We start from the raw sequence: 13,039 nt of genomic DNA, 5'->3' as shown, positions 1-13,039 counted from the left end.
CGGCGCGCGGGCCCGGCCGCTTGACAGGCCGTGCCGTTCCCGATACAAAACCAACTGGTTATAGAACCGGAAGGTTTGATCAGTGGACACCAGCACCCTGGACGCGACGTTCGCCGCGCTCGCCGACCCGACCAGGCGGGCCATCCTGGCCCGGCTGACCCGGGGCGAGGCGTCGGTGGGCGAGCTGGCCGCGCCGTTCGACATGAGCCAGCCCGCCGTGTCCAAGCACCTGCGCGTGCTGGAGCGCGCCGGCCTCGTCTCGCGCGGCCGGGACGCGCAGCGGCGGCCGTGCCGGCTCGAGGCCCGCCCGCTCCGGGACGCCCTGGCCTGGCTCGCGGACTTCCGCGAGTACTGGGAGGAGAGCTACCAGCGGCTCGACGACCTGCTCGCAAGGCTCGGGGAGCAAGACGAGCAGGACGAGCAGGACGACCCGTGACGACCTGGCCGCCTCGCGGCGCGGGCCTCGTCGTCAGCGCGCCGTCCGACACCGAGATCCTGCTCAGCCGGACGTTCGACGCGCCCCGGCGCCGGGTGTTCGACGCGTTCACGCGGCCCGACCTGCTGAAGCAGTGGCACGGCGCCCGGGGCTGGCGGCTCGTCGTCTGCGAGGTCGACCTGCGTCCCGGCGGCGCCTGGCGCTTCGTCTCCCACGGTCCGGGCGGCGCCGAGATGGGCTACGGCGGCGTCTTCTTCGAGGTGGACGCACCGGCGAGGCTGGTGCAGAGCGAGATCCACGACGGCTGGGAGGCCGGCGAGGCCCTGGTCACCACCGCCTTCGACGAGCGGGACGGCCGCACCGCCGTGAACATCACCGTTCGGTACCCCACGCGCGAGATACGCGACAGCGTGCTCCGCGGCCCCATGCGACGCGGCGCGGGCGAGGCCTACGACCGGCTCGACGCCCTGCTATCGAAAGGACGCCACCCATGACCGAGTCCCAGCCCGCCGACAACCCGGTAATACCCGTACGCCCGGGGATGCTCCTGCTCGAACTCGTTCCAGTGCCCGTCAGCGACATAGACCGCGCCAAGGACTTCTACACCGCGCTCGGCTTCAACGCCGACGTCGACGTGCGGCCGGCGGACGGCGTCCGGATCGTCCAGCTCACCCCGCCCGGCTCGGCCTGCTCGATCGCGTTGACGGAGGGCCTGCCCGGCATGGACATGCCAGCCGGTTCGCAGCGCGGGCTGCACCTGGTCGTGAGCGACATCGAGCAGGCCAGGTCCGACCTCGTCGAGCGCGGCGCGGACGTCGCCCCTGTCGAGGACATGGGCGGCGTCTTCTACGCCTACTTCTCCGACCCGGACGGCAACACCTGGACCCTCCAGCACATGCCCTGGCGCGACTAGCGCAGGACGGCGCCCTCCACCTGCGTGGAGAAGACCTTCAGGACGCGGGAGCCCTTGTAGAGCCTGACGGTCACGGATTCGATGCGACCGAGCCCGGAGCCCTGACCACGGACACCGGATCTCCTCAGGACGAAGAACCGATCGGTCACCGGCGCTTCGGCGGATCTGCCGTCCGCGGCCGTGAACGTGACGCGAGTACCGCCCGAGAGCGGGACCCGACCGGCGACGTGCGTCTCCCAACTCCCCTCGGCGCCGGGGTCCACAGAACCCCCGCCCGTGTCGTCATAGACCACGTTCTTGAGGACGGCCGCCAGAGACACCCCCCAAACGTGGGCGGCCTGATGAAAGCTCCGGTCGCTCTCGCTCGGCTTGCCGGAGCGGTCGAGCACGCAGAGCCGATGGGCGGCCCTGCTGCCCAGCCACACCGTGCGCCCGCGCGAGTCGGGCGCGGAAGCGGTCAACACCCGGAAGTCGGAGACCCGCGTTCCCGGCCCGGTCACCGTCACCTCGATCCTCGGATCGTAGTAATCCGGCATCGAGATCTGGGGGTCGCCGACCATGCACGCCCGGACGAGGGCGAGTTGCTCGGGAGTGTTGGCGGGCAGGGCGACGGAACTCGGTGCGGGCTCGTACCGCGGGGAGTCGTCCCCGAGGATCGACGGCGCCGGATCAGTGGCGATCAGCACGACCACCAGAGCCCCGGCCGCGACGGCCGCGGCGCCCACCCCGGTCCAGGCCGCACGGCGAAGCATGCCGTCCACGGCACCTCTTTCCTCGGGCGCCGAAGCCTCGGCCGCCATCCCTGATCGGAATGAGCATGCACAAACGATCAGCTGGGCGCAAGGCATGTCCGGCTCGCTGAACGTCGCCCGCGCAGGGGCCGGGGGCGCCGGGTCCGTGAGAAGATCCACTCGCAGTTCGTGCAGGTTATGACCGTGGAGGCGAGGATGTACGCGGTGTCCCTTGGTGACGACGGCGCGGAGTTGCGGCCGCTCGAACCATGGCAGGCTGAGGAGTTCCTCGCCCACATCGACCGGGGGCGCGAGTTCATAGGGCAGCACGTCGGGCTTCCGGACCGCGTCGTGGACGTGGAGTCCAGCCGTGCGCACCTCCAGGCGTACGCCGACAAGGCCGCGGCCGACAAAGGACGCATCTACGGCATCTGGTCCGGCGGTCGGCTGGTGGGCGGGGTGCTCTTCGTGACGATGGACGTCGAGCAGGGCACCGCCGAGGCCGGCTGCTGGCTCGAACCGTCCGCGGCCGGCAGGGGCCTGGTGACCAGAGCGGTACGCGTCATCATCGACTGGGCGATCGAGGAGCGCGGCATCCACCGGGTGGAGTGGCACGTCTCGTCCGCCAACGAGGCCAGCATCGCCGTGGCCAAGCGCCTAGGGATGACCAAGGAGGGCACGCTCCGGGAGCTCTACCTCTACCGCGGGCAGCGCCAGGACACGGAGATCTGGTCGGTCCTCGCCCCCGAGTGGCGGGCCGGGAAGCAGGCGTCCTAGGCCGGGCAGATCGCGGGGTCAGGCGTTCGGACGGGGCGGGCGGTCGCGGACTCCGCCGGAGAGCCGGGCGTAGCCGGCCACCATGGCCTCCAGTTCGGCGGGGTCGATCACGTCCTCGATCCGCTCGAAGCCTTCCGGAGCCCGGCGCTCGACCTCCTCGATGACCTGTTCGGGACCGCCCAGGCGGTTGCGGAGGACGACCTGGGCGGTGGCGGGAAGGCGGTCCTGCTCGTAGGCGAGCAGGGCGTCGGCCGGGTCGTTGAAGGCCGCCAGGTTGGCGCTCAGGTTCACCGCGTCGAGGACGGCCTGGCCGGCGCCGTTGGAGCCCATCGGGTACATGGGGTGGGCGGCGTCGCCGAGAAGGGTGACGCGGCCCCGCGTCCAGTACGGGAGGGGGTCGCGGTCGCACATGGGGAACTCGAAGCGGTCCCGGCTGGACTCGATCATGGCGGCGTGGTCGACGTGGCCGGAGGTGAAGAGCCCGATGTGCTCGGCGAGGTCCGCGAGGTCGGCCGGACGCGTCCAGTCCTGCTCGCCGGGCGGCGGATCGCCGGGACGGCCGGTCATGACGCCGATGGCCCAGTTGGTCAGCCTGGTCCCCCGGGACGTGGCCGGCGCGATCGGGTAGACGACCAGTTTGGCGGTGTTGCCGCCGGAGATCACCATGGTCCGGCCGGTGCCGTACTCGGGCCACTCGGTGGCGCCGCGCCACAGCATCATGCCGCTCCAGCGCGGCGGGCCCTCGTCCGGGAACAGGATCGACCGGACCCGCGAGTGGATGCCGTCGGCGCCCACGAGGACGTCCGCGCGTGCCCGCGAGCCGTCGGCGAACCGGGCGGTCACGGCCCCGGCGTCCTGTTCGAAGCCCACCAGGCGGTGGCCGGTGCGCACCGCGTCCGCGCCCAGCCGCTCCACCACCGCGCGGTGGAGCAGCCCTTGCAGCCGGCCGCGATGCACGCTGAACTGCGGATGCGCGAACCCGGCGGCCAGGCCGCAGGGGCGGCGCATGATCTCCTGCCCCAGCCGGTGGGCGTAGACCAGCTCGCCTGTGGGCACCCCGGTCTCGGCCAGCCGGTCGAGCAGACCCAGCTCCGCCAGCTCCCGCGCCGCGAACGGCAGCACGTTGATGCCCACGCCGAGCTCGCGGATCCGCTCGTTGCGCTCGTAGACCACGCAGCGGACTCCGTCGGCGTGCAGGCGTAACGCGGTGAACAGCCCGCCGATCCCGGCTCCCACGATCATGACGTCCATGAGTGTTCTCCTCTCCTCGCAGGGACCGGCCGAAGCACCGAACGGTGGCCGGTGGCGGCCGGGCTGTGCGCGACGCCCGGGGACGCGTTCTGCTTCATGAACTGGACCACACCGGTCAGACTGAGTCCATGGAATACGTCGGCCGGGTGCCCGCTCCGCCGCTCGACCGGTTCGTCGACGACGTCTACTGCCTGACCGGGGTACCGCGCCACCGCCGGATGAACGTGCCGCCGATGCCGTCGGCGCACCTGTTCCTCAACCTGGGCGAACCCGCCCGCCTGTGGGACTCCGACCCCTCGGTGCCGTCGGCGCTGCTAGCCGACGGGTGGTTCATGGGCGTATGGACCCGGCGCTTCGTCGTCGAGTACCCCGCCCGGGTCCGGCTCGTCGGGGTGCACTTCAAGCCCTGGGGGCTTTCGCCGTTCGTCGACATGCCGGTGAGCGAGCTGCGGAACCGATGGGTGCCGGTCGACGACGTCTGGCAGCGGTCCCTGGAACGGATCCGCAACCGGGTCGGCGACGCCGCATCGGCCGCCGAGGCGCTGCGGGTGGTGGAGGAGGAGCTGCGAGCGCGACTCGCCGAGGCCCCCGCGCGCGGTCTCGGCCTGGTCCGGCATGCCGGCGGACGTCTGGAGACGTCCCACGGCGCGGTCGCGGTCGGCGCGCTGGCCGATGCCGCGGGGGTGAGCGGCAACCACCTGGCCGCGCAGTTCAAGTCGCATGTCGGGGTCACCCCGAAGCGGGTGGCGCGGATCTACCGCTTCGCGCGGCTGATCCTGTCCGTGGACGCCCTGCGCCCGGTCGACTGGTCGGATCTCGCCCACGCGGCGGGCTACTTCGACCGGGCCCACTTCAGCAGGGAGTTCAAGGACTTCACCGGCCACACCCCGACCGAGTACCTCGCCCTGCGGCGCCGGTTCCCCGCCGACCCTGGGTTCCCGCCGGACAGCGGTCCGATGCCCGCCGAGTGATTTCTTACAAGCCCTCCGCACCCGGAGACGACAAGATCGGAGAGGAGCAGGCAAGGGACCGAGGAGGACCCGTGGGCACAGTGATCATGCACAGCGCGGCGTCGGTGGACGGCTTCATCGCCGACGAGAAGGACGACGTCGGGCCGCTCCATGACTGGTACTTCAACGGCGACACCCCGATCACCGGAGACGTCGGCGAGCAGTACGACCATTCCGGCGCCGGAAGCCGCTTCAGGGTCTCGAAGGCCTCGGCGGGGTACGTCCGCTCGATGTGGGAGTCGATCGGCGCGATCATCATGGGCCGCGCCCTGTTCGACCTGGTGAACGGCTGGGAGGGCCGGCCGCCCGCGGGTGACCACGTGGTCGTGGTCTCCCACCGGCCCAAGCCCGAGGGCTGGCACCCGGAGGCGTCCTGCCACTTCGTCGGCGACGTCGCGGCCGCGGTCGCCAAGGCCCAGGAGCTCGCCGGGGAGCGGACCGTCGCGGTGAACGCCGGCGACGTGGGCGGCCAGATCCTCGCGGCCGGTCTCGTGGACGAGGTGGCGATGGACGTGGTGCCGGTGGTCTTCGGATCGGGCAAGCGCTTCTTCGGCGGCATCGACCGCCAGCACCTGCTGGAGGACCCCCACGTGGTCATCCAGGGCGACCGAGTACTGCACCTGAAGTACAAGGTCCGCCACTAGCGGTCCTGGTCCGCCCCCGGGCTGTGCTTACTGTGGGAAGGAGCAAGACAACGGTTCTGGGGGTATTCGGGGGCGCTTGTGAGCGGGGTCGAGATCGATTACGGGGCGGTGTTCCAGGCACTGCCGAGTGCGGTGGCGCTCCTCCGCCCGGATCTGGTGTACGTCGACGTCAACGAGGCGTTCCTGCAGATCGCGGGCCGCACCCGCGAGCAGTTGGTAGGCCGTTACCTTTTCGACGTCTTCCCCGACAACCCCAACGACCCCACCGCCACCGGGATGCGCAACCTGGAGGCGTCGCTGCGGCGGGTGGCGGCCACCGGGGAACGCGACGCCATGGCGCTGCAGCGCTACGACGTGGAGGATTCCGAGCGTCCCGGGGTGTGGCAGGAGCGGTACTGGAGTCCGGTCAACACCCCCATCCCAGGCCCCGATGGGGAGGTCGCGCTGCTGCTGCACCGGGTGGAGGAGGTCACCGAACTCATCCGCGCCCGCGGCGCCCGCCGCGGCGAGGACCGGGCAGAGGTGCTGGAGGCCGACCTGTACACCCGGGCCCGGGAACTGCAGGAGGTCAACGAGCGGCTGCGGCGGGCGCATGCCCGCGAGCGCGAGGTCGCCGTGGCCTTGCAGGAGGCGATGCTCCCCGCTGCCCCGGCGATCGGCCGTCACCGCGCCGCCGTACGCTACCGGCCCGCGATCGGCTCGCTGAACGTGTGCGGCGACTGGTACGACCTGGTCGAACTGGACGGCGACCGGATCACGGTCGCCGTCGGCGACGTCGTCGGCCACGGTCTGACCGCGGCCAAGGTGATGGGCCAGCTGCGCGCGGCGCTGAGCTCCACCGCCCGCGTCGCCGACGGCCCGGCCCATGCCCTGGAAGCCCTCGGCCTGTACGCCCGCTCCGTGGACGGCGCCGAGGCCGCCACCGCGGTCAGCGTCTTCATCGACTGGACGACCCGCACCCTCACCTACAGCTGCGCGGGGCACCTTCCGCCCGCCCTGCTGCACGGCGACGGCACCGTCTCGTTCCTCGACCAGGCCACCGACCCCCCGCTGGCGGCCAGCTTCGAGCATGCCGTCCGCCGGCAGACCGACTGCGCCTTCACCGACGGATCGGTTCTGGTCCTGTACACGGACGGGCTCATCGAACGTCGCCGGGAGGACATCGACGCCAGCCTGTCGCGGCTGGCCGGCTCCCTCGTCCGGAACCGGCACGCCGAACCCGAGGCCCTCGCCGACGCCCTGCTGGCGGAACTGCTGCCGTCCGGCGGCATCACCGACGACACCGCCCTGGTCATCCTGCGCCTGTGACCACCCGACCGGCCGGACGGCCCGGTCAGCCGATCGGCGAGAGACAGAGGTTCTTCGCCAGGCCCCGCGGGTCCACGCCGAGGAAGGTCTTGACCATCGAGCTGTCATTCCAGCCCTGGTAGTACTTGCAGCCGTGGGTCGGATCCTGGCGATCGGGGTCGTCCGGGTCATCCGCGGTCTGGCCGACGATCTCGTAGGCCGTGCCATTGGCCAACCTCAGGTGACACGGCGTCTGGTACCAGTCCCCCTGCTTCGTGCCGAACCCGAAGTCGGAGTCGCCGGCGTGGTACACGCAGTCCCCGATTCCGGCTTCGGCGGCCGGCTGCCCGTAGACCTGGCGGCCGAGGAACATGGCCAGGCCGAGCAGGGCCGCGGCCACCACGGCCGCCGCGACCGTCCGCTGGACGATCGATGCCCGGCTCCACCACGACGCCCCGTCGACGATCCGCGTGCGGCCGTCGTTCGACTCTGCGGGCGGTCTGGAGATCTCGGTGGCCGTCGCACGCCCGGTCGGGTCCGCGTCCCGCAGGCGCCGGTCCTCCGGTCCGGAGGCGCGGGCGAGCAGGGCGCGCGCCTCGGAGATCGTCGGACGCTCGGCCGGGTCCTTGGCCAGGAGGCGGGTGATGAGCTCGGTGAGCCCTCCCGCGCGCCTCGGTTGGGCCGGAGGGTCGGTGATGACGGCCTTGAGCGTGGCGGAGGTGGTGTCGCGGCGGAACGGGGAGACGCCCTCCACCGCGTGGTAGAGCGTCGCGCCGAGGGAGAACAGGTCGGAGGCGGGTTCGTCGTTCCCGTCGATGCGTTCCGGGGCCATGTACTCCAGTGACCCGATGAACGCTCCGGTCGCGGTGAGCGTCGTGTCGGCGTGGTGCACCGCGATGCCGAAGTCGGTGAGGACGGCGTCGCCGGCGCCGGTGAGCAGCACGTTGGCCGGCTTCACGTCCCGATGGACGATCCCGGCCCCATGCGCCGTCTCCAGCGCGTTCAGCAGCCCGGCGGCGACACGTGCGGCGCCGTCGGCCGGCAGGGGGCCGGATCGCGCGATCCGGTCGTGCAGCGAGTGCCCGTCGACGAGCTGCATGACGATCCAGGGGAGGCCGTCCTCGACGACGACGTCGTGGACGCTGACGATGTTCGGATGCTCGCGCAGCCGCGCGGCGTTGTGCGCCTCGCGGGTGGCGCGCGCGACCCGCTCGGCCAGCTCGGCGGCGGGCGGCCGCATCTCCTTCACCGCCACGTCGAGCCCGAGGGCGGTGTCGTGGGCCCTCCAGACCAGGCCGAACCCGCCTCGCCCCAGCGTCTCGACCAGCCGGTACCGCCCGCCGACCAGCCGCCCGGGGGCCGCCTCCGGTGCAGTCGTCACACGCCGAACCTACCGACGCTCCGAACACTCACACAAGAATGTTCTTTTGCCCTGACGGCCCCCAGCAGCCGCTGCGCGGCCTCGCCCGGCGCAGAGGCCTCCTGACCCGGGCGGAAAGCGGGCGCACATGCGAGAAGCCGCCGACCAGAACGTGTCTGATCAGCGGCTTCTCGTGTCGTGGAGGTGGCGGGAATCGAACCCGCGTCCTTCGGTGATGAGTCAGGGCTTCTCCGGGTGCAGCCTGCTTGACGCTTTCTCAGCCCCGGCGCTCACGCAGGCGTGTCGCCGACGGGCTCAGTCGCTGTTCGCTGTCCCTACCGGTCCCGCGACCGAATCGGCAGGTGGAGTCTCCTTACGATGCCAGACCCCGGTTCGGAGACGCTACCGGGCTGACAGAGTTCGCTCCTCGCTCAGGCGGCGAGGGCGAACTCGGACTGCTTCTTGTTGGCAGTTATTGGTTTGCTGTCACAGGATTTACGAGGTCACGACAGCAACCCTCGACCCGCTTCCCCTGGCTCGAACGACCGAAGTCGAAGCCGGTCACCCCCATGTTGAGTTGTCAAAACGTCCGTCCCGCCGGCTGGCGGCGGGGCTTCCGCACGATGACGCTACAAGGATAACGCGTGCCGGGGCAAAGTGATTCCCTCCGGGCACACGTGAACCCCGGTGGACGCGAGCGGTGTCGCGTCCACCGGGGTCGACCGGCAGGGTCGGGCCGGTCCGGACGGCAGAGCCTCCCCCGAGACGAGGCTCTGGTCTCATCACGGCGACTGAGTCCCGCAACCCCCCAAGCGGTGGCTCAGTCACCCGTAAAGACGCACCCGGGGGCCGGGTTGGTTGCGCGCCGCCGGTAAAGAGCTGACAAAGTGCCTGACCGCGCCTAACCGCCCAGGAACTTCGCGGCGAGCTTCGGGGTGTTGACCTCGCCCTCGACGGCGATGGCGAAGGCGCGGTCCCCGCTGGAGCCGATGAACCAGGAGACGGTCTTGGGCCGACCACCCTCGTTGTAGGTGGCGAGGGCGGCGACGCCGACGACGTCGCCGGAGACGCGGGCGCCGCGGGCGTTGCCCCGGGACGCGGTGCGGTTCAGGACCCTCTTGAGGTTCGAGATGGATTCGGACGGCGGACTCTGGGCCTGCGGTGCCTGGGCCGTCGTGGACGGGTCCTTGAAGACGTAGGGCGGCTTCCAGGTGCCGGTGTAGGCGGCGGCGGCCACCAGGGCCATCGCCAAGGGGCTGACCTGGACGGCGCCTTCGCCGACCATGGTCGCGGCCTTTTCGCCGTCGTTCGCAGGCGCCGGGACGGAGCCGGTGAAGGCGGGGACGCCGAGGCCCCAGTTCTTGCCGATTCCGAGCTGGGACGCCTCGCGGAGGAGGGTCTGGGCGTCCACCTTGGTGCTGAGCTGCGCGAGGGTCGTCTTGCAGGACGCGGCGAAGTGGTTGGCGAAGGTGCTGTCGGGGCGGGCCTTGTTGGTGAACGTCTTGCCGCCGACGGTGACGGTGCCGGGGCAGGTGGTCTCGGTGGAATGCTTCATGCCGGCCTGGGAGAACAGCGCCAGCGCGGACACGATCCCGAACGTCAGGCCGGGCGGGTACTGGCCCTCGAACGCCAGGTTCCTGCCGCCCGTGCCGTGGTTGGCCACGGCGAGCACCTCGCCGGTGCTCGGCCGCACGACCGTCATGGAGGCCTGGTACGGCAGGCCGGCCAGCGCGTCGTCGGCGTGCTGCTGGTACCCGGGGTCGAGGGTCGTCTGGACCGCCTGCGGCTCCAGGCCGGGCCAGGAGCGCAGCCGCTCGGTGGTCTTGCCGGTCTCGTCCTGCGCGACGACGCTGACGGTCGGCGTCCCGGCGAGGCGGCGCTGCTGGAGCAGCTGGATGCCGCTGACGCCGATCGTGTCGCCCGGCTGGTAGGGGGCGCCGACCTGCTGGAGCCGGTCGGCGGTGGCGGGGCCGAGGTTGCCGATCAGCTCGGGCGCGTACGCGGGCGCGATCGGCGCGTGGACGCCCTGGAACCGCACCCCCGGAATCTGGGCGAGCCGCTGGCTCACCGCGTTGTGGTCGGGGGCCTGCAGGGTCAGCAGCGGCAGGAACGTCTGCGGCGGCGCGGACCGGACGCGGCCGAGGAGGCGCTCGCCGTCCAGCCGCCGACCGCCGTCGATCTTGGTCTCCTTGACGAGCTGGTCGATGGTCTTCTGCGGGTCGGCGAGCTGCCCCGGGAACACCCCGAACTGGTAGGCGCCGGTCTCGCGCAGCGCGGAGCGGCCCTGGGCGTCGGTGATGGGGGCGCGCTTCGGGACCTCCGTCACCACGGCGAGGCGCTGCCCCGGCTTCAGCTTGGTGTTGATGATGGACGGGTCCCAGACGACCTTCCACTTGCCGCCGACGCGGCGCAGGTGCATGAGGCCGGGGTACTGCCAGGGCTGCCCGTTCTCACCCAGGTCGATCTTCACGGTGAAGCGGGCGTCGGCCTCGTCGCCCTTCTTGACGATCTGGTCGACGTCGGAGCCCTCCACCTCGGTGCCGAGGGACAGCCGCAGGGACGCGGCGTCGAGCTGCTGCCGGACGCGGCCGAGGGCGTCCTCGACCTGCCTGCGGTCGGCGCCGACCGTCCGCCCGGCCGCGGCCTCGTAGTTGCCGACCTGCCAGGCGATGAGGAAGTCGCGGACGGCGGGCATCGCGGAGGGCTCGGCCCAGCATCCGGTCGTCATCGTCCCGACCAGGGCGCCGCAGGCCGCCAGCGCGACCGAACGGCGCCGCAGCGGCGAAAGGAGCGGCGTCCGGGCCCCGGCCCGCCTCCGGCCTCGGTTCGTCATCGACACCCTTCACCGTCTCCTGAACCGGGCCGCCGCCGCCTTCTGCATCTCCCGCTCGGCTTCCCGCTTGGCGATGGCCTGGCGCTTGTCGTAGGTCTTCTTACCACGGGCCAGGCCGATCTCGACCTTGGCCTTCCCGTCCTTGAAGTACAGCGAGAGCGGGATCAGCGTCCAGCCCGGCTCCTCCGACCTCGCGATGATCTTCTGGATCTCGCGGCGGTGCAGCAGCAGCTTGCGGCGCCGGCGCGGGGCGTGGTTGGTCCAGGTCCCCTGGGTGTACTCGGGGATGTGGACGTTCTCCAGCCACACCTCGCCGTCCCGCACGTGCGCGAAGCCGTCGGCGAGGGAGGCGCGGCCGGCGCGCAGGGCCTTCACCTCGGTGCCCATGAGCACCATGCCCGCTTCCCACGTGTCGTCGATGTGGTAGTCGTAGCGGGCCCGCTTGTTCTGGGCGATGAGCTTGTGCCCGGTGTCCTTCTTGCGCCCGGTGTCCCGTGCCACGTCCTCAGTCCTTGTCCGGCGTTCGTCGTCTCAGTCCGGCATCGTCGTCTTGTCAGGCATCGTCGTCTTGTCAGCTTGTGGCCTCTACCCGGGCATCGCCGCGTCGAGGCCGCGCAGCACCGTCCGGGCGCGCCGCTCGGCCGCCTTCGCGGGGCGGTCGGCGGAGACCTCCACGTCGGGTTCGATGCCGACCCCGTCGAGGTTACGGCCGCTCGGCGTGCGGTAGCGACCGACGGTCAGCTCGATGACCGACCCGTCGGCGAGCCGGAGGGGTTCCTGCACCGAGCCCTTCCCGTACGTACGCGATCCTACGATCACCGCGCGGTCGCGGTCGCGCAGGGAGCCCGCGACGATCTCCGCGGCGCTGGCGGTGCCCGCGTCGACGAGCACCACGAGCGGTGTCCGCGCGTCGCCCGGGGTCGTGACGGTGCGCCGCTGGACGGGCCTGCCGCGCGGCTCGTAGGTCACGACCGGGCCGCCGGGCAGGAAGGCCGACGCCGTCTCGACCGCCTCGTCCACCAGCCCGCCGGGGTTGCCGCGCAGGTCGAGCAGGACGCCGCCGCCCGGCCGGCCCGCCGGTGACCGCCCGGTCACGGCGGCCCGGACCTGCCCGCCCGTGCCGCGGGTGAAGGCGCCGACGCGGATCATCCGCGCGTGCTCGGGGAGTTCGGTCACGGTGACGTCCCCTCCGGAGACCTTCGTGCGGGCGAGGTGGAACCTCCTGGTTCGACGCTCGCGCTCCACGGTGAGTTCGACCGTCTCGTCCGGACGTCCGCGCAGCGCCTCGGCCACGCGCGAGATGTCCCAGCCGGCCACGGAGGCCTGCCCGACGCGGGTGACGACGTCGCCCGCCCGGACGCCGGCGCGGGCGGCGGGGGTGCCGGGCTGGACGCTCGCCACCAGCACGCGGTCGTCGCCGTCCTCGCTGCCGAGCCACAGCCCGACGCCGCTGTAGCGGCCGGTGAGGCGCCCTTCGACGTCGTCGTACTCGCGGGCCGAGTAGTAGTGCGCCCACTTGTCGCCGAGCCCGCGCAGCATGCCCTCGATGGCGGCGCGGTCGAGTTCGCCGCGGTCGACGGGCCGCGCGGCCCGGCCGCCGATCTTCGTCGCCGCGTCGTCAAGGACGGAGCCGCCCCCGGCGACGGCCGCGTGCCGCTCGGAACCCGAGCCGCTCACGACCCCGGCGCCGTAGGCGCAGACGAGCGCCGCCGCCATCGCGGCTCCGCGCAGCACGCCGCCCGGCCGCCTGTTCAGCGGGGACACGGGCTCGACGGGGGCGCGGAGGGGGTCATGCGG

At 72.0% G+C, this 13,039-nt stretch carries 13 protein-coding genes and 1 other RNA gene; 7 read left to right on the top strand and 7 right to left on the bottom strand.

Annotated elements, in window-relative coordinates; genetic code table 11:
* Positions 1-82: 82 nt before the first annotated feature.
* The 3 genes from AB0C21_RS20250 to AB0C21_RS20240 all read left to right on the top strand — a co-directional run bounded on the left by AB0C21_RS20250 (position 83) and on the right by AB0C21_RS20240 (position 1,349).
* The gene (locus AB0C21_RS20250) at positions 83-436 is read left to right on the top strand and encodes an ArsR/SmtB family transcription factor (protein WP_500205949.1); all 354 of its coding nucleotides are present in this window, start codon (positions 83-85) and stop codon (positions 434-436) included.
* Positions 433-930, top strand: coding sequence for an SRPBCC family protein (locus AB0C21_RS20245; protein ID WP_500205947.1), 498 nt, complete (start codon positions 433-435; stop codon positions 928-930). Before AB0C21_RS20250 ends, AB0C21_RS20245 begins: the two co-directional genes overlap by 4 nt.
* Positions 931-1,001: 71 nt before the next feature.
* A complete protein-coding gene (locus AB0C21_RS20240) occupies positions 1,002-1,349 on the top strand; it encodes a VOC family protein (RefSeq protein ID WP_500205945.1) in 348 nt (115 codons plus the stop codon).
* Here AB0C21_RS20240 and AB0C21_RS20235 read toward each other — a convergent pair.
* A complete protein-coding gene (locus tag AB0C21_RS20235; protein ID WP_500205944.1) occupies positions 1,346-2,110 on the bottom strand; it encodes a hypothetical protein in 765 nt (254 codons plus the stop codon). The two genes, AB0C21_RS20240 and AB0C21_RS20235, sit on opposite strands and share 4 nt — an antisense overlap.
* A 186-nt stretch (positions 2,111-2,296) precedes the next feature.
* Here AB0C21_RS20235 and AB0C21_RS20230 point away from each other — a divergent pair, with 186 nt between their 5' ends.
* Positions 2,297-2,857 (top strand): GNAT family N-acetyltransferase, encoded by a 561-nt coding sequence (locus AB0C21_RS20230; RefSeq protein WP_500206187.1) that lies wholly within the window; start codon positions 2,297-2,299, stop codon positions 2,855-2,857.
* An 18-nt stretch (positions 2,858-2,875) separates the two neighbouring features.
* On the opposite strand, the gene AB0C21_RS20225 is transcribed toward AB0C21_RS20230, so the two are convergent.
* The gene (locus AB0C21_RS20225) at positions 2,876-4,108 is read right to left on the bottom strand and encodes a flavin-dependent oxidoreductase (protein WP_500205942.1); all 1,233 of its coding nucleotides are present in this window, start codon (positions 4,106-4,108) and stop codon (positions 2,876-2,878) included.
* A 128-nt stretch (positions 4,109-4,236) separates the two neighbouring features.
* On the opposite strand from AB0C21_RS20225, the gene AB0C21_RS20220 reads away from it, so the two are divergent.
* The 3 genes from AB0C21_RS20220 to AB0C21_RS20210 all read left to right on the top strand — a co-directional run bounded on the left by AB0C21_RS20220 (position 4,237) and on the right by AB0C21_RS20210 (position 7,070).
* Positions 4,237-5,079, top strand: a complete 843-nt coding sequence (locus AB0C21_RS20220; protein WP_500205940.1) for a helix-turn-helix domain-containing protein — start codon at positions 4,237-4,239, stop codon at positions 5,077-5,079.
* 71 nt (positions 5,080-5,150) lie between these two features.
* Positions 5,151-5,762: a dihydrofolate reductase family protein gene (locus AB0C21_RS20215; protein ID WP_500205939.1), complete on the top strand. Its 612-nt coding sequence runs from the start codon at positions 5,151-5,153 to the stop codon at positions 5,760-5,762.
* Positions 5,763-5,840: 78 nt separating this feature from the next.
* A complete protein-coding gene (locus tag AB0C21_RS20210) occupies positions 5,841-7,070 on the top strand; it encodes a PP2C family protein-serine/threonine phosphatase (RefSeq protein WP_500205937.1) in 1,230 nt (409 codons plus the stop codon).
* A 25-nt stretch (positions 7,071-7,095) separates the two neighbouring features.
* Here the strand turns inward: AB0C21_RS20210 and AB0C21_RS20205 are convergent, their stop codons facing one another.
* From AB0C21_RS20205 to AB0C21_RS20185, 5 genes are all read right to left on the bottom strand, one after another.
* Positions 7,096-8,430, bottom strand: coding sequence for a serine/threonine-protein kinase (locus tag AB0C21_RS20205; protein ID WP_500205936.1), 1,335 nt, complete (start codon positions 8,428-8,430; stop codon positions 7,096-7,098).
* A gap of 175 nt (positions 8,431-8,605) precedes the next feature.
* Positions 8,606-8,978: a transfer-messenger RNA gene (gene ssrA, locus AB0C21_RS20200) on the bottom strand.
* A 332-nt stretch (positions 8,979-9,310) separates the two neighbouring features.
* Positions 9,311-11,242 carry a penicillin-binding transpeptidase domain-containing protein gene (locus AB0C21_RS20195; RefSeq protein WP_500205934.1) on the bottom strand — a complete coding sequence of 644 codons (1,932 nt, stop codon included), beginning with the start codon at positions 11,240-11,242 and terminating at the stop codon, positions 9,311-9,313.
* 9 nt (positions 11,243-11,251) lie between these two features.
* Positions 11,252-11,743: an SsrA-binding protein SmpB gene (gene smpB / locus AB0C21_RS20190; RefSeq protein ID WP_149259208.1), complete on the bottom strand. Its 492-nt coding sequence runs from the start codon at positions 11,741-11,743 to the stop codon at positions 11,252-11,254.
* An 84-nt stretch (positions 11,744-11,827) separates the two neighbouring features.
* Positions 11,828-13,006 carry a S41 family peptidase gene (locus AB0C21_RS20185; RefSeq protein WP_500205933.1) on the bottom strand — a complete coding sequence of 393 codons (1,179 nt, stop codon included), beginning with the start codon at positions 13,004-13,006 and terminating at the stop codon, positions 11,828-11,830.
* Positions 13,007-13,039 lie beyond the last annotated feature (33 nt).

It is taken from the genome of Spirillospora sp. NPDC049024 (assembly GCF_040649235.1).
Lineage (GTDB): Bacteria > Actinomycetota > Actinomycetes > Streptosporangiales > Streptosporangiaceae > Spirillospora.
The sequence above is the reverse complement of the archived record's forward strand: the minus strand, read 5'-3'. Positions and strand labels throughout refer to the sequence as shown.